Annotated in this window: 20 protein-coding genes and 2 pseudogenes; 4 read left to right on the top strand and 18 right to left on the bottom strand. The window is 66.8% G+C overall.

Annotation, left to right across the window (positions count from 1 at the left end):
• The 12 genes and pseudogenes from AWC08_RS18330 to AWC08_RS18275 form a co-directional block, all read right to left on the bottom strand.
• The coding region (locus tag AWC08_RS18330; RefSeq protein WP_085088063.1) for an HNH endonuclease signature motif containing protein at window positions 1-1,501 on the bottom strand (1,501 nt) is incomplete at its 3' end.
• A 134-nt stretch (window positions 1,502-1,635) separates the two neighbouring features.
• Window positions 1,636-1,851: an excalibur calcium-binding domain-containing protein gene (locus AWC08_RS18325; RefSeq protein WP_069432717.1), complete on the bottom strand. Its 216-nt coding sequence runs from the start codon at window positions 1,849-1,851 to the stop codon at window positions 1,636-1,638.
• A 102-nt stretch (window positions 1,852-1,953) separates the two neighbouring features.
• Entirely contained in the window at window positions 1,954-2,220 is a 267-nt protein-coding gene (locus tag AWC08_RS18320) for a hypothetical protein (protein ID WP_069432692.1), read from the bottom strand.
• On the bottom strand, window positions 2,217-2,837 hold the full coding sequence (locus AWC08_RS18315) for an RNA polymerase sigma factor (protein ID WP_069432693.1): 621 nt from the start codon (window positions 2,835-2,837) through the stop codon (window positions 2,217-2,219). The genes AWC08_RS18320 and AWC08_RS18315 overlap by 4 nt, the downstream gene beginning before the upstream one ends.
• On the bottom strand, window positions 2,828-3,898 hold the full coding sequence (locus tag AWC08_RS18310; RefSeq protein ID WP_069432694.1) for an acyl-CoA dehydrogenase family protein: 1,071 nt from the start codon (window positions 3,896-3,898) through the stop codon (window positions 2,828-2,830). Before AWC08_RS18310 ends, AWC08_RS18315 begins: the two co-directional genes overlap by 10 nt.
• Window positions 3,899-3,907: 9 nt before the next feature.
• Window positions 3,908-4,432: an OsmC family protein gene (locus AWC08_RS18305; RefSeq protein WP_069432695.1), complete on the bottom strand. Its 525-nt coding sequence runs from the start codon at window positions 4,430-4,432 to the stop codon at window positions 3,908-3,910.
• A 74-nt stretch (window positions 4,433-4,506) separates the two neighbouring features.
• Complete coding sequence (locus tag AWC08_RS18300; RefSeq protein WP_065135533.1) at window positions 4,507-5,343, bottom strand: DUF3097 domain-containing protein; 837 nt, start codon at window positions 5,341-5,343, stop codon at window positions 4,507-4,509.
• Between the two features lie 74 nt (window positions 5,344-5,417).
• A complete protein-coding gene (locus AWC08_RS18295; RefSeq protein ID WP_069432696.1) occupies window positions 5,418-6,488 on the bottom strand; it encodes an ABC transporter ATP-binding protein in 1,071 nt (356 codons plus the stop codon).
• Between the two features lie 4 nt (window positions 6,489-6,492).
• Entirely contained in the window at window positions 6,493-7,323 is an 831-nt protein-coding gene (locus AWC08_RS18290; RefSeq protein ID WP_069432697.1) for a carbohydrate ABC transporter permease, read from the bottom strand.
• Window positions 7,310-8,242, bottom strand: a complete 933-nt coding sequence (locus tag AWC08_RS18285) for a carbohydrate ABC transporter permease (RefSeq protein WP_069432698.1) — start codon at window positions 8,240-8,242, stop codon at window positions 7,310-7,312. Before AWC08_RS18285 ends, AWC08_RS18290 begins: the two co-directional genes overlap by 14 nt.
• The gene (locus AWC08_RS18280) at window positions 8,239-9,549 is read right to left on the bottom strand and encodes an ABC transporter substrate-binding protein (protein ID WP_069432699.1); all 1,311 of its coding nucleotides are present in this window, start codon (window positions 9,547-9,549) and stop codon (window positions 8,239-8,241) included. The genes AWC08_RS18285 and AWC08_RS18280 overlap by 4 nt, the downstream gene beginning before the upstream one ends.
• A pseudogene (locus tag AWC08_RS18275) lies at window positions 9,546-10,538 on the bottom strand (sigma-70 family RNA polymerase sigma factor). The gene AWC08_RS18280 and the pseudogene AWC08_RS18275 overlap by 4 nt, the downstream one beginning before the upstream one ends.
• An 83-nt stretch (window positions 10,539-10,621) precedes the next feature.
• Here AWC08_RS18275 and AWC08_RS18270 point away from each other — a divergent pair.
• Window positions 10,622-10,972 carry a DoxX family protein gene (locus AWC08_RS18270; RefSeq protein ID WP_065135528.1) on the top strand — a complete coding sequence of 117 codons (351 nt, stop codon included), beginning with the start codon at window positions 10,622-10,624 and terminating at the stop codon, window positions 10,970-10,972.
• On the opposite strand, the gene AWC08_RS18265 is transcribed toward AWC08_RS18270, so the two are convergent.
• The gene (locus AWC08_RS18265; RefSeq protein ID WP_069432700.1) at window positions 10,973-11,770 is read right to left on the bottom strand and encodes a nuclear transport factor 2 family protein; all 798 of its coding nucleotides are present in this window, start codon (window positions 11,768-11,770) and stop codon (window positions 10,973-10,975) included. It lies immediately after the preceding gene.
• A complete protein-coding gene (pncA, locus tag AWC08_RS18260) occupies window positions 11,767-12,330 on the bottom strand; it encodes a pyrazinamidase PncA (RefSeq protein WP_065135538.1) in 564 nt (187 codons plus the stop codon). The genes AWC08_RS18265 and pncA overlap by 4 nt, the downstream gene beginning before the upstream one ends.
• A gap of 73 nt (window positions 12,331-12,403) precedes the next feature.
• On the opposite strand from pncA, the gene AWC08_RS18255 reads away from it, so the two are divergent.
• Window positions 12,404-13,396 (top strand): DoxX family protein, encoded by a 993-nt coding sequence (locus AWC08_RS18255; protein ID WP_082986526.1) that lies wholly within the window; start codon window positions 12,404-12,406, stop codon window positions 13,394-13,396.
• Here AWC08_RS18255 and AWC08_RS18250 read toward each other — a convergent pair.
• Genes AWC08_RS18250 through AWC08_RS18240 form a run of 3 tightly spaced genes read right to left on the bottom strand, consistent with a single transcriptional unit; the run spans window position 13,393 to window position 17,407 of the window.
• Window positions 13,393-13,866, bottom strand: a complete 474-nt coding sequence (locus AWC08_RS18250) for a gluconokinase (RefSeq protein ID WP_065135537.1) — start codon at window positions 13,864-13,866, stop codon at window positions 13,393-13,395. The two genes, AWC08_RS18255 and AWC08_RS18250, sit on opposite strands and share 4 nt — an antisense overlap.
• A gap of 8 nt (window positions 13,867-13,874) precedes the next feature.
• Window positions 13,875-15,884, bottom strand: a complete 2,010-nt coding sequence (locus tag AWC08_RS18245; RefSeq protein WP_069432701.1) for a DUF7064 domain-containing protein — start codon at window positions 15,882-15,884, stop codon at window positions 13,875-13,877.
• 17 nt (window positions 15,885-15,901) lie between these two features.
• Window positions 15,902-17,407 (bottom strand): carboxylesterase/lipase family protein, encoded by a 1,506-nt coding sequence (locus AWC08_RS18240; RefSeq protein ID WP_065135524.1) that lies wholly within the window; start codon window positions 17,405-17,407, stop codon window positions 15,902-15,904.
• A gap of 78 nt (window positions 17,408-17,485) precedes the next feature.
• Between AWC08_RS18240 and AWC08_RS36600 the strand changes: the two genes are divergently transcribed.
• A complete protein-coding gene (locus AWC08_RS36600; RefSeq protein WP_069432702.1) occupies window positions 17,486-18,109 on the top strand; it encodes a hypothetical protein in 624 nt (207 codons plus the stop codon).
• 152 nt (window positions 18,110-18,261) lie between these two features.
• Window positions 18,262-18,636, top strand: a complete 375-nt coding sequence (locus AWC08_RS35485; RefSeq protein WP_142283655.1) for a hypothetical protein — start codon at window positions 18,262-18,264, stop codon at window positions 18,634-18,636.
• Window positions 18,637-18,682: 46 nt separating this feature from the next.
• On the opposite strand, the pseudogene AWC08_RS36595 reads toward AWC08_RS35485, so the two are convergent.
• Window positions 18,683-19,377 (bottom strand): annotated as a pseudogene (locus tag AWC08_RS36595) (hypothetical protein); the annotation flags it as partial.

Raw genomic sequence — 19,377 nt, 5'->3', positions numbered from 1 at the left:
GCGGTGGTTTGGGGGACGGTTTGGGGGATGCAAGTTGTGCGAGGTTCTGGGCCCGCTCGGTGTTGATACGGGCTCGGCGGTCTTGGGCGCGGGTGCGCCGGCGGGTGGGCATCATCAATCCGCGGGGGCCGTCCACCGGTGGTGTGGTGGTGGCCGGGATGGGGTCGCTGGGGCGGCACAAGGCGGGGACGAACAGTCTGCTGCCGGGGTGGGTGGTGTACGTATGACCGGTGGGTGACGTCCAGATGATGGTGGCGTCGGGCAGCTGGCGGTCGCGCCAGCCGCGGAGTCCGCCCCAGAATGTCTTGAGCAGGTGGTGTTTTCGGCACAGGCAGCGCAGGTTGGCCCGGTGGGTGGGCCCGAACGGGTACGCGATCGCGTGATCGATGTCGCAGGTGTCGGCGGGGCGGTCACAACCCGGGAAGCGGCAGGTCAGGTCACGGGCGCGGATGAAGCGGGCCAACGCCGCCGACGGCCGGTAGCCCGGGGTGGGTTCGGGGCAGTAGTCGATCGGGGCGATTGTGGCGCCGGCGGCGATAAGCGCACTCAGATGGGCTGCGGGCACGGTGGGTCCGCCCACGATCTGGGCGGCGGGCAGGCAGACCCCGGCCGGCTCAGGATCAGGCGTCGGGCGTAGCGGGTTGTCGGGGTCCACCCGGTGTGGCTGCTCACCGTTAAGGCGTGGGTCAGGCGGGGCTGCGGCGGTGGCGGGTTCGGCGATCACATGGATCACCACCGCACTGGCCCGGGCATCGGGGACCCGGGCGGTGCAGTCGGGGTCGGGGCATTGGCAGGCCAGGCGGACACCGTCGGCGGCTAGGACGCCCAGCGCATCGGCGCGGCGCTGGGCCACCGTGCGCGGGTCATCGGCGCAGACCTGGTGAGCCATCTCGCTGAGGCGGCGATCAAGCACTGCGGCATCGGTGCCCAGCAAGGTCCCCCACAGTTGGGCCGTGCCCGAGCCGTCGTCGGCAGGGGTGATGACCACGTCGCGGGAGCGCGCGCCGTTGCGTGCGCGCCGGACCGCGGCAGGGTCGCAACGCGCGATGATGGCGTCGATAGCCTTGGCGGTCTTGGGTTGTGTGAGCGGTCCGTAGCCCAGGGCGTCGTTGGCCAATGCGGCATCGACCACCCGCAGCACGGCGGGATCGTTGATGAGCTCGGTGTGCCAGATGATGGTGGTAACCAGCCGCAGACTCAGTCGGCCCGCAGCGAGCAGCGCGCCGACCGCGGGCAGGCGCGTGCGCAGCGCCAGCGCCTGATACATCTGATGTGACGCCAGACTGTGGCTGATGTTCAGCGCGGCACCGACCTGGGCAGCGATAGCGTCCCAGTTGTCACACGACCAGCGCCCGCAGTCGGTGGGCCCGATGGCGTGGCGGGCCACCAGTTCGGCGATCGCGGCGAGCCGACACGCGGCCGCCGCGGCCTCATCGCGGGTCGCCGCGGCCATGACGTCCACAACTGCGGCGTCGTCAGCCTCCGACAGATGATCGAACATACTTTCGAATCATAGTCGGGCGCCACGGATCAACACCGCGCCGCGACCCCAAACTGTGGACAAAATGTCAACTGTGGATAAGCGCGTCGCCTCATGGGCCGAAGGTTCAGCTCACGCGCGGTGCAAACGCTGTATTACTGCGACTCGCAGGCGATGCCGTCGTTGTCGCGGTCCAGCTTGGGCGCATACGCCGGGTCACCCCGCGGAATGTTGTACCGGCCATCAGCGGCTGCCGCCTTACAGTTCGCATAAGGCGGATCCGCCTGCGCGGGCGCGGCGACGGTCACGCCCAAGCCGACGCCCAGAACACCGAAAGCGGCCACGACGGCCAGAAAGACGCGAGTCGTCATCGAGAACAGCACCTCCTCTGTGCGAGAGGAAGATTAACGACGACGACGAAAGCTAGGGGCGGGATTCAGCCAAGTTTTCGCGAAATGAGCACACTTTTCGTCTCACGAGTCGCCATCACGAAACGAACTGATCGTGTTCATCACGCCGGAAATCTGCTCCTCACTGAGCTTTTCGCTATCGAAGACCAGCGTCAGAAGCACTTTCAGGTCGAGCATCTGCTGCAGATAAACCAGGCACGGCGGGCACTCCTCGAGGTGCCTGGACACAATCGCACCCCACTGCCCCGGGTCGGCCTCGACCAAATCGTCGACGAGCCTGACGAACTCGACACAGTCGATCGCGGGAACGGTGTTGTCGTAGACGGTCATCGTTGATACCGCCTTTCCAGTTGATTTCGAAGGTTGCCGCGCGCGCGGTACAGCATTGCCCGCTGTGCCTCGAGCGAGAGTTCCAGGACCTCCGATGTCTCTTCCGCAGACATCCCAATGAGGTCGCGCAGAATGATGAGCTGCCGTTGCCGAGGCGGCAGCGCGTCCAACGCTGCGCGCACGTATCCCACCAATTCTCTTGCCACCGTGTGGTCTTCCGGGAGGAACCGCTGCGACGGTGGCACGCTCCAGTGTCGGGCGTCGGGGTGGCCGGGAGGGTGCATCCGCCCGGCCAACGGGTCGGCGTCGTCGGCGGCCAGCACTTCGTGCTCGCGGATCCGCGACTCGCGGCTGCGGTGCCGCGATGCGGTGTTCTTGACGATGCCGAACAACCAGGTGGCCACCGATGAACGTCCTTCGAACGCCACGGAAGACTTCAGCACCTGAACCCATGCCTCCTGGACCGCCTCCTCGGCCAGCGCGGACGAACTCACCATGGTGCGAGCGAAATTCACCATCGGCCGGTGGTAGTCCCGGACCAATGCGGCCAACGGAACGCCACCGACCAGGTGCTCGGGCTCGGCACCCTCGAAAGACGCCAACGGCGTTAAGGGCATCCGCCTAGTTCCCAACGCAATTGGGCTTCCGACGGCGATTGCACCGGGATGAACGCCGCCTCGCGGTAGCGACGGCTGGCCGGGGTCTTACTCGCATACCCCTTACCGCCGGCCGTGCGAGCCTCTAATGCGGCACTGGCACTGGCGATCTCGGCCGCGGTGAGGCGCAAGGTCAGTAGCTCCTTCTTCAACACCGGCCCGCGCTGGTCCCCCACCGCGGCGGCCAAACTCGCCAACGTTGCCTGCGCCCAGCGCAGCCTTTCCGCGATCACGTCGAGCTCAGCAGCGAAAACCGTGTTGACGCCGGTCAATCCGATTCTGGCCTGCTTCACCGTCGTCTCAGCCAGACCGACGCACATGGCCGACTGCAACACCAGGAAAGTGGGCCGCACCGCACCGAGGAACGCCTCAAAGTCGGTGGACAATACCTGCTCGTCCGGCACGAACACGTCCTGCAACGACAGATACGACGAGGCGGTACTGTCCATCGCCAACAACTTGAAGTGATCGCCAACGGTCACACCGGGGCTGCTCAAGGGCAATGCGACGATAACCTTCGCACCGTCGTCAGCAGCAGCCCCAGTGACCAGCAACGAGTCGTGGTAGAGGTTGGACGCCCACCGGATCGAACCGCTGATCCGGTAACCACCCGAGACCGCGACAGCGGTCAACTCCACTTGGCCACAACCGGCCAACTCCTTGAAGGCGGCGGCCATCCCGGTCACCCCCAACGACATCCCGGCCAGCAGCGGCTCTGCGGCCGTCAGGCTGAAAGGCGTTGCGGCGGTGAACAAATACTCCAAAGCCATCCGGTTCGCCCACACCGAGAACCCGGTGCTCATGCACTCCCCGGAGATCAACCTGATGACATCGGCCATCTCGGGGAGCCTGCCGTCCGCTTTGCCGGGCGCGCCGAGGCCGAGCAACCCCGCGGCACCCAGACCCGGAAAGCTGCGGCGGGCCGTGGCCTCGCCGCGGTCCAACACGCCGGCATGGGAACGGATGTCAGTCAACAACTCCGAATCAGCCAAGCCGATCACGGCATCGGTGGTCGTGGTCATTCTGACTGCCTAACCGATGGAAAGCGCGGAGTCGACAGTTACCGGACGCGTGAATGTATTGACCACGGGCGACCACGCGACGGCGTTGTGGTGGATCTCCTTCAGCGTCGCGTCGTCGGCGTCGCCGGCCAGCGTCACATTGCAACGCACGGCGGTGAATCCGAGGATCTTGCCGTCAGGAGTGTCGCCCACGCCCCACACGGCGGAGATGTCGATGTCTCCCTCCATCTCGACCTCGATCTTCGTCAGAGTGACGCCGCGATGGGTCGCGTTGGCCAGCAGTCCCACCGAGATGCACGAACCCAGCGCAGCCAGGCAGGTTTCCGAAGGGTTGGGCGCCGAGTCATCACCCAGCAGCGCCGGTGGCTCGCCTACCAGCATCGGCGCCAGATCGCGCACATAGGTCATGTTGCGGAAGCCGGACTCGCACACGGTTCGGGCCTTGAGCGTCTTCTTGCCGGTGGCGGGGTCGGCCTTGGCGTTACAAGACAGCCGGTCGAGACCCTGAGCGTCGATGACGAGCGCGTCGGTCATGCACTTCCTCCTTGGTTGCCGAACATCTGGTCAAGGAGTTAGTGCCGAGCACACCCACGAACGTGACGGTGACCTCAATCACACGGTTGCGTCACGAAGTCGATCAGCTCCTCCACCCTTCCGATCAGCGCCGGTTCCAGGTCATTCCAGTCGCGGACCTTCGATCTGATGCGCCGCCACGCCTCCGCGATGTCCGTCTGGTTGGCGTGCGGCCAGCCGAGCGCCTGGCAGATGCCGTGCTTCCATTCGATGTGCCGCGGCACGGTCGGCCAGGCCGGCAGGCCGAGCCGCTGCGGCTTGACCGCCTGCCAGATGTCCACATAGGGATGTCCGACCACCAAAGTGTCCTCTCCCCCAGGACCTCTGCGCACCGCTTCGGCGATGCGCGATTCTTTCGATCCGGGCACCAGATGATCCACCAGCACGCCGAGCCGGCATCCCGGGCCGGGTCGAAATTCTCTGACGATGTCCACCAAGTCGTCGACACCGCCGAGATGTTCGACCACGACGCCCTCGATCTTCAGGTCCTCGCCCCAGACTTGGGCGATCAGCTCGGCGTCGTGGCGGCCTTCCACATAAATGCGCCCCGCGCGAGCGATCCGGGCCCGCGCACCGCGCACCGCGACCGAACCGGACGCCGTCCGTGCCGGGGCAGCAGGCGCCGATCGGCGCGGTGCAGTGAGAATCACCGGTTGCCCGTCGAGCAGATAGCCAGGGCCCAGTGGAAACCCACGCGTCTTTCCATGCCGGTCTTCGAGGTCGACGCGGCCGTATTCGACGCGGACCACCGCGCCCACGTAGCCCGTCTGCGCGTCCTCGACGACCATGCCGAGCTCTACGGGGTGCTCTACCGAACGCGGCTTGCGCCGCCCGCCGCCGGCCAGGACATCGGTTCCATAGCGATCAACCACCCGGCCATACTAGGGAGCCGGGACCTCGATCACCTGCGCGGCACGCCGCGACGCCGCACGAAATTGGTTGTCCATCACGATATTCGGTGACCGTCGACACCGAAGAAATGCAGGTGCCCGGGCTGCGGATGCAGATGCACCCGGCTGCCCTTACCCGGCGGGTCCTGACCGTCGGTGCGGGCGATGATGGGCTTGCTGATCACTGTGTCGGCCCCGGTGATTCGGCCGTACAGGTAGGCGTCAGCCCCCAACTCCTCCACCACGTCGACTTCCATCTCGACGCCGACGCTGCCGAGCTCGAAGTGTTCCGGACGGACCCCGACGACGATCTCCGAAGCGGTACCGGCGATCTCACGGGGCACCGGGATATTCCAATCACCGAGCGACGCAGCGGAATCGACGATCGGGACGGTGAAAAGGTTCATCGCGGGTGACCCGATGAAGCCCGCGACGAAGACGTTGCCGGGGTTGCGGTACAGCTCCCGCGGCGTCGCACATTGTTGCAGCAGCCCGTCGCGCAACACCGCGACGCGGTCGCCCATGGTCATGGCCTCGACCTGGTCGTGAGTGACGTACACCGTGGTGGTGCCGAGTTGGCGTTGTAGGGCGGCGATCTGATTGCGGGTCTGCACGCGCAGTTTGGCATCCAGGTTCGATAGCGGTTCGTCCATCAGGAAGACCTGCGGGCGGCGCACGATTGCCCGCCCCATCGCCACCCGCTGCCGCTGCCCGCCGGAGAGGTCTTTGGGCTTGCGTTCCAGATATTGCTGAAGATCTAGCATCTGCGCCGCCGCCGATACCCGTTCGCGGATCTCGCTTTTCGGGATCCTGGCCACTTTCAGCGCGAAGCCCATGTTCTGGGCCACCGTCATGTGCGGATAGAGGGCGTAGTTCTGGAAGACCATCGCGACGTCGCGATCCTTCGGATCGAGGTGGGTGACATCGCGCTCACCGATCCGGATGCGTCCGGAGTCCAGGGTTTCCAATCCGGCCAGCATTCGCAGCGACGTCGTTTTGCCGCACCCCGACGGCCCTACCAGCACCATGAATTCGCCGTCGCCGACGACGAGATCCAGGCTTTCCAGCGCCGCCCGATCGCTACCCGGGTAGCGCCGGGTCGCCTGCTCGAAACTCACCGAAGCCATCGGGCTAACCACCCATCCCGGTCACGGCGATGCCGCGGACGAAGGAACGCTGGGCGAAGGCGTACACGATGACCAGCGGCAGCAGAATCAAAACCGAGGTCGCCATCAGCACGGGCCAGCGGGCGACGTATTCGCCGCGCAACCGGACCAGCCCGAGGGTCAGGGTGGCCAGGCTGTTGCGCTGGATCATCAACAGCGGCCACAGAAAATCGTTCCACACGCTGACCCAGGTCAGCACCGCCAGCACCATCACCGCCGGCCTGGCGTGCGGCAGCAGAATGCGCCAGTAGATCTGCCACGGCGAGCATCCGTCGAGAATCGCCGCCTCCTCGAGATCGGTCGGCAGGGTGCGGAAGAACTGCCGCATAAGGTAAGTGCCGAACGCGCTGCCGAACAAACCCGGCACGATCATAGCCCAGGGAGTGTCGACCCATCCCAGCGTCCGCATCACGATGAACTGCGGAATCACCGTGACAGTCAGCGGCACCATCAGAGTGCCCAGATACAACAGGAACAAGGTATCTCGGCCGCGAAAGTCCAACCGTGCGAAGGCATATCCGGCCAGTGAGCAAAACATCACCTGGCCGGCGGTGACGCACCCGGCGTACAACACGGTGTTGAAGAACATTCGCCAGAACGGCATCAGGTCGAACACCGTGGTGTAGTTGGACCACCGCGGGCTGGACGGCAACAGCCGCGGCTCGCTGATCTCACCCTCCTTCTTCAACGATCCGGAGACCGCCCACAGGATGGGAAACAGCGCGCACCAGGCGACGACGATCAGCGCCGCGTAGGACGCCGCGGCACGGAAGACGGCGTGCCTAGCTGAGACCACGGGAGGACTCCCACGTACGGCGGCGGGTGATGCGTAGCTGCAGCACCGTCAGCACCAACAGGATGGCGAACACCACCCAGGCCAGGGCGGAGGCATAACCGAACTCCAGGAAGGAGAACGCGTGCTGGAAAAGCATGATGCCCAGCACGTATGTCCCGGTTTCGGGTCCGCCGTTGGCACCGGTCAGCACGTAGACCAGGTCGAAGGACTGGAAGGCGTGGATGATCGAGATGACCACCACGAACGACATCGCCCCACGGATCAACGGCACCGTGATGGACACGAACTGCCGGATCTCTCCCGCGCCATCGATTCGGGCGGCCTCGTACACCGTTTCCGGAACACCCTGCATCGCCGCCAGCAGAACCACGGTCGCGAACGGGACACTGCGCCACACGCTCACCATGCACAACGACACCATGGCCCAATGCGGTTCGACCAGCCACGGTATCGGACCAATGCCGACCCAGCCCAGCATAATGTTGAGCAATCCGTTATCGGTGTTGAACACGAACTGCCAGACGACCGCCATCACCACCGATGAAATCGCCAGCGGCAGAAACACAATGGTGCGGAAGATGCCAATTCCCCTGACTTTCCGATTCAGTACGCCGGCGACGACGAGGCTGATCAGCACGGTGGGCACCACGGTGCCCAGGGTGTAGATCACCGTGTTGCGCATGGCGATGAGAAACAGCGGATCCGAGGTGAACAGCTGACGAAAGTTGGCCAGGCCGACGAACTTCGCGGGGGTGAACACGTCCCATCTATGCAGGCTCATGTACAGCGAGAAACCCAGCGGGAACAGCATGAACAGCACCACCGCGGCCAGGTTCGGCGCGACGAAAAGTCTTCCCGCCCAGGCTCGCCGGCGCCAGGGGCGAGTACGGCCGGCAACAGGTGCGTCGATGGCGCTCATGGGTTGCGCAGCACCTCGTCAACCGAGTGTGAGAGCCCGGACAGCGAAGTGGCCGGACGCGCTCCGCGCAGCACCGGCCCGAAGTTGCGGTCCATCAGGGCGACGACCTTCTCCCACGCCGGTGTGATCGGGAGGCCTTCGGACACCACGGGTCCGTCGGTGAGCACCTCGAGGTTGCCGACCCTGCGGTGGGCCTCGGCGAAACCCGGCGAATTGATCGCCGATCTCAACACCGGAACGAACAACCGGGATTCACCGATCAGGGCCTGCCCGACCGGACCGGTGGCGAACTTGACGAACTCCCACGCCTGTTCTTTTCGCTTGCTGGTCGCCGCGATCCCCAGACCGGTGACACCGATGTTCGAGCACGCGTTGTGCCCGCGCGGCCCCAGCGGCAGTGGGGCGACATCGAAATCCAGGCCCTGCGCCCGGTCGAACGTCTGGTAGCGCCAGTGCCCGCCCAGCGCGATCGCTGCCCTGTTCGCCGAGAAGAGGTCGGCGTTGGACATCGACTGCTGGTCCGACGCGCTGGGCGACACCCTGTGCTTGTTGATCAGGTCCGCGTAAAACTGCACCGCCTCGACGAACGCGTCGTCGTCGAAGTTCAGGTGGGTCGGGTTGGTCCGCGGGGACGACCACCGCACGCCGTTGTTCATAGCGAAGAGGCCGGCCGAGTAGAACGACACCCAGGCGTTGACGAAACCCCACTGCGCGACCCGGCCCGATGCCTCCCGTTTGGTGAGAGCCTTTGCCGCGTCCAGGAATTGGGCGAAACTCCAACTCCGCTGCCAGGTGGCCGGTGGCGGGGGCACTCCCGCAGCGTCGAACATGGCCTTGTTGTAGAACAGGTAGTTGCCCGACCACTGCTCCGGAAACGCGTACTGACCGTTGTTGTAGGTGAACGTCGCGTACAGCGCGTCGATGCTCTCAGCCTTGAGTTGAGCAGCGAATCCCGGGTCGCGCGCCAACAGCGGGTTGAGGTCCAGCAGCACACCGCGGTCGGCGAGTTCGGCGTAGGTGAGCTCCCACGTCATCAGCACGTCCGGACACTTGCCCCCCGCACAGAACGTGGAAAGCTGCTGCATCACGCCGGGCCCCGACAGCAGCGCCCGGACCTTGATGTCGGGATGCCGACGCTGGAACTCGTTGACGACTTTCATTCGCGGCCGGATCTCGTCCGGATTCGCGGCGAAGAAGAAGGTCAGCGCGTCGTCATCGTCAGATGCGCAACCCGCAGCCCATGGCGCCAGCGCGAGCGCCCCTGCGCCCCGTAGCAGGGTGCGCCGTGCGAACGGCTCGTCGATCATGGTGCTCCCGGAACCGGTCCGTTCCCGCCCTCCCATGGCGGTGTCTGATGTTCTTCATAGCCGACAGTCCTGTGCTCTGCCTGGGATGCGCTACTTCTCCGGCAGATTCTTAGGACGGCAGCGTCAGGACGGCGACGCGCAGCCGTTCGGGGTCGCCGGTGATGTCGATGACCCGGATCCGGTTGTTCGCGCCCACAGCGATGCGCAGCAACGCCAATAGCCGCCCGGCCGGTGCGATGGCGATGCCCGGACGTCCGTCGATCAGCACCACCGCGCCGGCGCGGGCCCGGTCCGTGAATCGCCTGGTCTCCTCGGCAACTGCTCGGGCACCGCGCATCTCGACCGGCACCTCGGGGGGAACCAGCGACGGGTCGACGGTGCGGACCACGTCGGGCGCCAGCAGTTTGACCAGGGCATCGATATCGCCGTCGCGGGATGCCGCCAGGAACGCCTGCACCACCTGGACGTGCTCAGCACGGCGTGGGGCGGCAGCGGCAGGCGCCGGTTGCAGGCGACCGCGGGCCCGGCTGGCCAGCTTCTTGGTGGCCGCCGGCGTGCGGTCGAGCAGCTCGGCGATCGTCTCGAACGGCATGGCGAATACGTCGTGCAACACGAAAGCGACGCGCTGCGCGGGCGGTAGCCGGTCGAGTACGACCAGTAGGGCGCGGCTCACCGAATCGGCCGTGAGCGCGTCCTCGTCTGCCGCGGGCGCGACCAACCGCTCGTCGGCAGCGTCTAAGGGCTGTTCCGCCCGGCGCTTGCGTGCCCGCAATTGGTCGAGTGCCTCGTGGGCGGTGATAGTGGTCAACCACGCCGTCAGATTGGTCACGGCGGCGTAATCGGACCGGCTGGCCTTGAGCCACGCGGCCTGCACCCGCGTCCTCGGCGTCCGGCACCGAGCCGAGCAGCTGCAAAGCCACCGACTTCAGGCGCCCGCGATCCGCCTCGAATCGGCGGGACAGATCGACCAGGTCCACGGCTGTATTCATCAGGTCACCTTTCCGGAGCGCACGTCGTCTAGAAGCTGACCGCATCTGTCGACCTGCCGAAGGAGACCTTCCTCATGACATTAATGCACACTGCCTACCTGACGGTTCTGGTCACCACCATCGCTGCCACCGCGGCCGTCGCCGTACCCGACCTGGTCCCCGCGCAGTTCGTGCTGGCGAATTCGGCCCGGGTCGGCGTGCCGCGCTCGTGGCTTCCGACGCTGGCCGTGTTAAAGCTGGCCGGCGCCGGTGGTCTATTCGTCGGGCTTCTTGGCTTGAGACACATCGGAATTGCCGCTGCGGTGGGGCTGGTGCTGTACTTCGTCGGCGCTGTCGTCGTGCACATCCGGGCACGCGTCTTCTCCAACATCGCCTTCCCCGGCTGCTACCTGCTCTTGTCGGCACTCTCGTTGGTGCTATCGGTGCTGCGCTGATCAGGCGGGAAACCAATGGACGGCGTTGATCTGGTTGCCGCGCCAAGCCACCTCGGCGAACAGGATGCCCCGCCCGTGATCGCAGGCCACCGACACCACGACCGTCGATCCCGCGGCGATCACCTTGGCCCAGTTGGCACCGCGCAGTCGCTCGCCGAGTTCGGCGAGGCCCAGTCCGTCGTTGTCTCCCATAGTGATTGCGGCAGCCGGTGACAACTTCGAGCGCGCGGCCGACTCATCGCCGCGGGCAGCGGCGCGCAGGAAACCCTCGACCAACCTCTTGTGCCGTGCGCCAACCCGGCGGAAACCCGTCATGAAACCGAGGGCACCGCGCGGGCCTTGGTTGCCCAGCAGCCCCTTGCCGAGTTGCAGTCCCGGCGACAATGCCCGGGATCCGGTCTTGAGGAACTGGACCATCATGGCCGGCAGTTCCCAGTAGGCGCGCAGGTGCGCAACCTTCCACTCCCCGTTGACCTCTCGCAGGTCATACCGAAGGAACGCCGGAATGAACATCGTCACGGCATCGCCCATCGCAACCTCGAGCTCTAGATCGCGAAGCACGGTGGGGCCGGACACGATGTCGACGTCGCGGTGGAAGGTGATGCCGCGCGGGCCGATGAACGTGTCGTAGAAGCGGTAGATTTCGTCGTGCCCGACGTGCGGGCTCGACCCCACCGGGTCTTCGACGCGGCCGTCGTCGGTGAATACCCGTACCCACCCGTCGCGGTCATGCGCCGAAACCGCTTGCGGCGAGCGCTCAACAGCGGCCAGCAAGTCTTCTCTGTGCGATGTGGTCATGGTCGCTTTCCGATCAACTCGATACTGGCGGTTCGCATTTCGTGGAGTGCCTGGCTAATCATGTCCGCTGACACCCCAGCCGTCAGGTCCAGCAACACGCGGGTCCCCAGGCCGGCCCGGGCGGCGTCGTGCGCGGTGTGCCGCACACAGTGATCGGTGGCCAGACCGGCCACGTCGACCTCATCCACCTCATGTTGCCGCAGCCAGTCCAGCAGCGAGGTGCCGTTCTCGTCGACGCCCTCGAAGCCGCTGTAGCCCGCGCCGTACGCGCCTTTGCGGAACACAGTCTCGATCTTGCTGGTGTCGAGGTTGGGGGCGAAGTCCGCACCGGCGCTGCCGGCACGGCAATGTGGCGGCCAGGACGACACATAGTCGGGGTCGTCGGCGAAGTGGCTGCCGGGATCGATGTGGAAGTCCTGGGTCGCCACGATGTGGTGGTAACCGGGATCAGCCGCGAGATAGTCGCTGATCGACCGGGCCAGGGCATGGGCGCCTGAGACGGGCAGTGCACCCCCCTCACAGAAATCTTTTTGCACGTCGACGATGATCAACGCTCGCACGCGTACACCATATCGCCGGATTACCGAGGATCCGGCGGGTTTGTGTGCTGGCCGGCCGGGGAACACAGCCGCCATGTTGATCCGCAGAATCGCCCGACCCATGTTGTCAGCTGTCTTTATCGGCCAGGGAGTGGACGCCCTGCTCAACCCGAAACCCGCAGCTCAAGCGGCGCAACCGACGGTGAGCGGCTTGCAGTCGCTGCCGGATTCGGTGAGCAGCAACATCCCGGCGGACGCCGAGACGTTCGCTCAGATCAACGCCGCGGTCCAGATCGGCGGCGGCGTGCTGCTGGCCGCCGGCAAGCTGCCCCGCATCGCCTCGGCCGCGCTCGCGCTGACGGTGATCCCCGGAAACCTTGGCACGCATATGTTTTGGACCGAGACCGACCCGGAGCGCAAGGCTGAGAAGCGGCGAGCGTTCCTGGCCGACGTGAGCCTGCTGGGTGGGTTGCTCATCGCCTCCGCCGATACCGCCGGGAAGCCGTCCCTGGGCTGGCGCGGACGTCGTGCCGCCGAGCGACTCTCCGACAAGGTGTCCGGAGCGCTGCCCGGAACCTCGCATGATGTGCTCGACTCGGAGTTGGGTGAGAAGATCGTGCACGGTCTGCAGGCCGGCGCGGAACGTGGTCGCGAACTGGCCAGCACCGCTGCCGAGAAGACCGCGCCCTACGCCGAGGCCGCCCTGGAACGCGGACGGGAGCTGGCCAGCACTGCTGCCGAGCGCAGCGCACCGTACGCCGAAGCCGCCCTGGAGCGCAGCCGGGAACTGGCCACCACCGCGGCCGAGAAGAGCAGGCCGTACGCCAAGAAGGCCCGCAAGCGCGGCGAGAAACTGGCACATCAGGCCGCCGACCGCAGTGCCGACTACGCCGAACTGGCCCGCAAGCGCAGCGAGAAGCTGGCCGACACCGCCCGTGAGCGCGGGCTGGTACTCGCCGAAACGGCGCGCGATCGCGGCAGCCGGCTCGCCGACACCGCGGTGACGCGCGGCAACGAGTTGGCCGAGACGGCGCGCGATCGCTTCGACGACCAGCTGACCAGCACGCGCAAGCGCTGGGGACGTTAGCCAGCGCTGGTCAGGAAGGCGTCGACGATCGCGTTTACATCGCGGTCGTCGATGTCGATGACGACGCCGGGTTCGTCGGTGCCGAGCGGCTCGAGCGTGTCGAGTTGCGATTGGAGCAAGGTCGCCGGCATGAAGTGGCCGGACCGCGCGGCCAGGCGTGCGGCGATAAGGTCCGGCCTGCCGCGAAGATGCAGGAACCGCGCCGACGGGCTGTAGCGGCGAAGCCGGTCGCGGTAGGCGCGTCTGAGCGCTGAACAGCTCATCACTCCGTCGGGGTGTGCTGCCAGCCACTCACCCACCTTGTCCAGCCACGGGTAGCGGTCGTCGTCGGTCAGGGGTTCGCCGGCGGTCATCTTGTCGATATTGGCGGGCGGGTGCAGGTGGTCGGCATCCTCGAAGGCCACTCCCAACCGGCGGGCCAACGCTGCCCCGACCGTCGACTTGCCCGACCCGGAAACCCCGATCACCAAGACTGGGCTCACTGAGTTGGTTCGACCTGACTGCGGTTCCACTCCATCCAGCCGACGCCGGTTCGGCCGTCGGTTGTGCTGACGTCGACCCAGGCGCGCGGGAAATGGCTGACCCGTCCGTCGACGCCGACCAGCCGGACCGGCGCGTGCGCACGGATTCGAACGTCTGCGGTGATGCCAGCCGGTGTGAGCTCGAGTGTCTGGTTCTCGGGTAATCCGTTGGCGGCGAAGGCTTCCCGGATGTCCACCGTCGTCAGGTCGGTGATGGTCCCCGCGCGGTCCTGGGCATAGCCGATGCTGAATGCTGGGGTGTTCGGAATCTGGATGCGCACACCGTGCAGATGTGTGCCGTCCTGCAGGTGCAGCGCGGTCCACATCCAGTCCATGGACCACCAGTCGCGCACGCCCCACGAGTGGTCGCGTTGCCCCGGGACCGAATTGATCTGATAGCGGGCATGTTTGACGGTGACAGTGCCCGAAACCGTACACGGGATCTCATACCGCGTGGTCAGCCGGTACTGATACGGGATGCCTTCGGTGGTCCACACCAGGCTCATGGCAAGGTCAACCGGCTCGCCCGGCTCACCGCGCAACAGTGCGGAAGGGTCTTGATAGGACTGGCCTTTGGCCCTGATGTCGACGCGGTAGCTCTGCAGCGGGGCGTCACTGGAGTGGGCGAATTCTAGGTCCTCGGCGCGCGCCGACCAGGCATCCGACGGCAGTGGTATCTGGTAGTCGACGACGACGGTGGGCTCATCGGGTCCGCAGACCAGGGCGTGAATCCAGGCGATCTGCTGATTGGCCATCAGGCCGATGCGGAACCAGCCACCCAATCCCTCTGCGGCGTCGACGAAGTCGGCGTACCAGCTCTCGCTCCACAGGGGTTCCTCGGTGGCCGGGTGGGCTGCTTCGTCCTCCGGTGACGGCCGCAAGGGTTCCGGAGCGGCGGCAGCGGGCAATATTGCCAAGGCATCGACATCCAAGACATGTTGGCAGTGCCGCTCCAGCATCGTCATGAACAAGCGGTCGCCCCGCTCGGTGCGCTCCACCAGCATCGACGAGACGATGGCCATCATCACCCCGAAAAAGCTCTGGTGCCGCACCCCTTCACGCACGTCGGCCAGGCTGACCGCAGCCTGGGGCCCGAGGGCTTCGTGGTAGGCGTGCAGCAAGCCATCGTACTGTTCCCGGCGATCCGCTGCAGGAAGGGCGCAGCCCACGAAGTAGGCGAGGTCGGTGAACGCGGGTCCCCAGGAAACCGTCTGCCAGTCCACCACGGTGAGCGCCCGGCTCGCCCCGGCCACTCCGAACAGCAGATTGTCCAGGCGGTAGTCACCGTGCACCAGGCCCTGGATGCCGCCGCGGGCGGCCTGTTGCGCCAGGTAGCCGTCGAATGCGCCCATGAACCGCTCGCAGACGGTGTGGTGTGCCGGGGCGATCTGATCGGCGTAGCGGTCGATGAACCCGGCGTACAACGGGGTGATCATCGTCTGATTGAGGGGCGACTGCCGGTTCAGCCACGGGGCATCGGCCAACGCCGCGTCACCCAGCAGGGGGCCGTGCAGATGGCCCAGCTCGGTGACGGCGAGAAGCGCTTGTTCGATTGTCGCGCCGGCGATTTCGTCACCCACCGTGGCCGGCCCGGCGTCGTCGAGCAGCAGATCGAACACACCGGTGGAGATGTCGATCGCGGCGTGGTAGCACGGCGCGATCGCCCCGCCCAGGCGTGGTGCGATGTCATGGTAGAAGCGGACTTCGCGTTCGTAGAGGCCCAGCGCCAGCCCGGTCTGCCGGCTCACCGGATCGGTCGCCGCGACCTTGAGCACCACCGACGACGGCCGGGGCCTGGTTTCCGGTTCGGCGTAGGTCAGCCCGATGCGGTAGCACTCGCTCATCTGGCCGGTGCCGATCCGCTCGACGCTGAACTCGGAGATGGCGCCGGCGCGGACGGTGGCGGTGAGCCACTCGGGGGTGAGGTCGGCGGGCCGCTCGATGGCTTGGTCGGTGTTGGAAACCATGGGGTCAGCGTGCCAGGTCAGCGCGCGAGGGTGAAGCCGTCCCAAGCCAACCGGCGATGCTGGTGCGGGTCGAACTCGATGCGCGACTTGCGATCGAAGACCATCACCGCGCGGTCCTCGTGGGTGTAAACCGGCCAGTCATCCCCCGGCACACCTGAGCGACTGAACGACCGCCAACGGCGTTGCACGTCGTTGCTGACCCGCAGCGCAGGGCCCCGGTCGGCCGCCGCGGTCAGCAGCGCCCCCAACCGGGTGCGGTAGATGTCGAAGACCGCGAACAGTTCAGTGGCGTGAGTGGCACCGAAGCCCGACCACTGCAGTGTCCGTGGTGCGTAGTCGTAGCGGTAGAGGTAGGTGGGCGCGTGATGGGTGTGCGCCTCGGCGATCTGCCAGGCTGCCGTGCTGAACGCGAAGTCGCCACCCAGCTGAATGCAGGCCTCCGACTTGGGGTACTTGGGGTAGGCCGCCGTAATGCGTTCGCGCGCAGCCGGTTCCACTTCGGCGAGCAACGCTTCGACCATCGTCTTGTTGGTCGGCAGCATGCCGAGGAAGCGGGTGAACAGGCGCCCTTCTTCGGCATTGGTTCCGACGATGAGCGGCACTTGGTGTGCCTGGCCGGACCGCATCGCCTCGACGGGATCGACCGGCACCACCTCATCACCGAAGACGGGGCCAATCGGAAAGGCACCCAGCCGTTTCTGCATGCCCTGGTCGATCAGCCGGTGCTGGGTCTCGACCAACTGGGCCGCCGAGGCCCGCATAACCGCGTTGGCGGCGTCCTTGCTGCGCGCGCCGAGCAACTCGGCGAACCGCGTGGCGAATTCGGCGGCCACCTCCGTCGAACGGGTCATGCCGGCCGCCGGACTCTCGGAGATGGCCCGGTGGAACAGGCCCGCCGCCTCGGGCACGGCCAGCAGCGTGGCGGTGATGTGCGCGCCGGCGCTCTCGCCGAAGATGGTGACGTTGTCGGGGTCGCCGCCGAAGTTGGCGATGTTGTCTTTCACCCAGCGCAGCGCCATCACCAGGTCGCGCAGGTACAGGTTGCCGTCGATGGTGACGTCCTGGGTCGACAGCGACGACAGATCCAGGCAACCGAGCGCGCCCAACCGGTAGTTGACCGACACGTAGACGCAGCCACGGCGGGCCAGCGCGGCGCCGTCGTAGAGCGGGGTGGCCGAACTGCCCAGGATGTAGCCACCGCCGTGGATGAAGACCATGACCGGCATCGGTTCGGAGGCGCCGGCTTCGGGTGTGACGACGTTGAGGGTCAGACAGTCCTCGCTCATCGGCTGATACCGGCCGACTCCAAGCATTGTGTAACGGCGTTGCTGCGGTGCGCAGTTGGCGAATCCGTGGCAGTGCCGAACGCCTGACCAGGGCTGGACGGGCTGCGGCGCACGGTAGCGCAGCGGGCCCACTGGCGGCCTGGCATACGGGATGGAACGCCAGCGATTCACCCCGTCGCGGGTGAAGCCTTCGACGGTACCGGCGGTGGTGCGGGCGCGGACGATGCGCTCATGCATACTTCGACGTTAACCGACGCACCGATCAGGCGGCGTGCGCAGCGCCGAATTCCGGGGTGCGACGGCTAGCCTGACGGGATGCGGATCGCCGCGCTGGTCGCCATCCCGTTACTGGTCGCCGGGTGCTCGCACTCCGTCGGCGGCCACGCCGGGCCGTCCCAAGCGACGTCCAGCACGGCGGCGCCGCCACCGGCATCAGGCGCGCCGCCCGCCGGGACGCCGATCGCGGCCGTCATCAGCTGGATCGAGGCAGCTCATCCCGCCGACCCGGCGCGTTATCAGCTTGACGGGAATGTCGCGTTCAGCGCTGCAGGCGGCAAAGCAAAATGCACGACGGATGCCAAGCACACCGCCGGTCTGCTGTCGTGTCTGGTCCAGCTGACCAATCCCCCACCTCGCCCGGAGACCGCCTACGGCGAGTGGAAGGGCGGCTGGGTGGACTTCGACGGCACCAACCTGCAGGTCGGGTCCGCCCGCGCGGACCCTGGGCCGTTCCTGGCCGGCACCGGGGCGCAATTGGCCGACGGAGACTCGTTGTCCTTCGGTGATTTTCGCTGCCGCGCCGACCGAGGCGGCGTGCTGTGTGTGAATTACGCGCACCACTCGGCGGCGCGGTTCGATGGCACCGGTATCCAACCGTACGGATGCCTGCGGTCGGTGCCACCGCCGGACGGCGTCGGCGTCGCATTCAGCTGCCCGTGACTGATCCCGTGATTGTTCCAAACAGCTGGCTCATGTCGTCGGCCGATCCGCCGGGAACCGTTTAGCCCCCGTTAGCGATGGGTGCGGTGTTGGCGGAATATAGCGAGTAGCGTCAGGACCAGCCAAACGCATCGGCCGAAAGGGTGCGGATCATGAAAGCACCAATCATCGCGGCGGCCATTATGGCGGTTGCAATCAGCGCAGCCGTAGTTGCCAGCGCGGAAGAAGTCCCCAACATGACTAACGGTGTGTACGAAGGACAGTCTTGCGGCAATCCCGCGGGGAAGTTCATTTTCGGGCGTGACGCTGGTGGCGCCGCATTGATCTGCGGAGGGAACGGAAAGCCCAACGTCTGGGTAGCGGCTGGATTTCCCGTGGTTGGCGTTCGACAACTTGGCGAAACAGGGTGCGTGGAGGAGATTCATCGCCGCACGGCAAGTGGGGCTTATGCACAATCACCGGAGGGCGACGCGATGATATGCGCCTATCCGACTGACACGTGGGTAATACGTCCGACTCCCAAGTAAGTCAGCGGCCGCCCTAGGAATTGCCGGCCGCTCTGAGCCTTTCCGCTCAACCGGCGGTGCCGTTGCTGCCGAACAGCAACCCGCCGGCACCACCGCTGCCACCCGTCCCACTGGCACCGGCCGGCACGCCGGGGCCGCCGGTCCCGCCGCTGCCGCCATCGCCGCCGTCGCCGATCAGGGTGGTGGATCCCCCGACACCGCCGGCCCCGCCGGCGCCGCCGGCTCCGGTGGCCGCGGCCCCTCCGGCGCCACCGCGCCCGCCCGTCGCGCCGTTGCCGAACAGCCAGCCGCCGGCTCCGCCACGGCCGCCCCGGGCTCCCTCACCACCGGCATCGCCGGCGCCGTCCGCCCGTGCTCCGGCGCCGCCTGCCCCGCCGGCTCCACCGTCGCCGAACAGCCTTGCGGCGCCGCCGTTTCCGCCCAGACCACCGTCACCGCCGGTACCCGCCGCCTGGGCCAGCGCGTCTCCGCCCGCCCCGCCGGCACCGCCGTTGCCGAATACCCATCCGCCGGCGCCGCCGTTGCCGCCGACTCCGCCGGTCTCGCTGAAGTGACCGCCGCCCAGGCCACCCGATCCGCCTGCGCCACCGGCACCGATCAGTCCGGCGCTGCCGCCGAATCCGCCCGTGCCGCCGGTGCCGCCGGCCGCGCTGGATCCGCCTGCGCCCCCGCTGCCGCCGTTGCCGAACAGCAACCCGCCGGCGCCGCCGCCTCCGCCGGTTCCGCCAAGCCCGCCGGTCG

This window comes from Mycobacterium gordonae (assembly GCF_002101675.1).
Classification (GTDB): domain Bacteria; phylum Actinomycetota; class Actinomycetes; order Mycobacteriales; family Mycobacteriaceae; genus Mycobacterium; species Mycobacterium gordonae.
The sequence above is the reverse complement of the archived record's forward strand: the minus strand, read 5'-3'. Positions and strand labels throughout refer to the sequence as shown.

Excerpts from the sequence above, each read along its gene's own strand:
- AWC08_RS18325 (WP_069432717.1), bottom strand. The coding sequence starts at position 1,851 with ATGACGACTCGCGTCTTTCTGGCCGTCGTGGCCGCTTTCGGTGTTCTG.
- AWC08_RS18320 (WP_069432692.1), bottom strand. The coding sequence starts at position 2,220 with ATGACCGTCTACGACAACACCGTTCCCGCGATCGACTGTGTCGAGTTC.
- AWC08_RS18315 (WP_069432693.1), bottom strand. The coding sequence starts at position 2,837 with ATGCCCTTAACGCCGTTGGCGTCTTTCGAGGGTGCCGAGCCCGAGCAC.
- AWC08_RS18310 (WP_069432694.1), bottom strand. The coding sequence starts at position 3,898 with ATGACCACGACCACCGATGCCGTGATCGGCTTGGCTGATTCGGAGTTG.
- AWC08_RS18305 (WP_069432695.1), bottom strand. The coding sequence starts at position 4,432 with ATGACCGACGCGCTCGTCATCGACGCTCAGGGTCTCGACCGGCTGTCT.
- AWC08_RS18295 (WP_069432696.1), bottom strand. The coding sequence starts at position 6,488 with ATGGCTTCGGTGAGTTTCGAGCAGGCGACCCGGCGCTACCCGGGTAGC.
- AWC08_RS18285 (WP_069432698.1), bottom strand. The coding sequence starts at position 8,242 with ATGAGCGCCATCGACGCACCTGTTGCCGGCCGTACTCGCCCCTGGCGC.
- AWC08_RS18280 (WP_069432699.1), bottom strand. The coding sequence starts at position 9,549 with ATGATCGACGAGCCGTTCGCACGGCGCACCCTGCTACGGGGCGCAGGG.
- AWC08_RS18270 (WP_065135528.1), top strand. The coding sequence starts at position 10,622 with ATGCACACTGCCTACCTGACGGTTCTGGTCACCACCATCGCTGCCACC.
- AWC08_RS18265 (WP_069432700.1), bottom strand. The coding sequence starts at position 11,770 with ATGACCACATCGCACAGAGAAGACTTGCTGGCCGCTGTTGAGCGCTCG.
- AWC08_RS18255 (WP_082986526.1), top strand. The coding sequence starts at position 12,404 with ATGTTGATCCGCAGAATCGCCCGACCCATGTTGTCAGCTGTCTTTATC.
- AWC08_RS18245 (WP_069432701.1), bottom strand. The coding sequence starts at position 15,884 with ATGGTTTCCAACACCGACCAAGCCATCGAGCGGCCCGCCGACCTCACC.
- AWC08_RS18240 (WP_065135524.1), bottom strand. The coding sequence starts at position 17,407 with ATGCATGAGCGCATCGTCCGCGCCCGCACCACCGCCGGTACCGTCGAA.
- AWC08_RS36600 (WP_069432702.1), top strand. The coding sequence starts at position 17,486 with ATGCGGATCGCCGCGCTGGTCGCCATCCCGTTACTGGTCGCCGGGTGC.
- AWC08_RS35485 (WP_142283655.1), top strand. The coding sequence starts at position 18,262 with ATGAAAGCACCAATCATCGCGGCGGCCATTATGGCGGTTGCAATCAGC.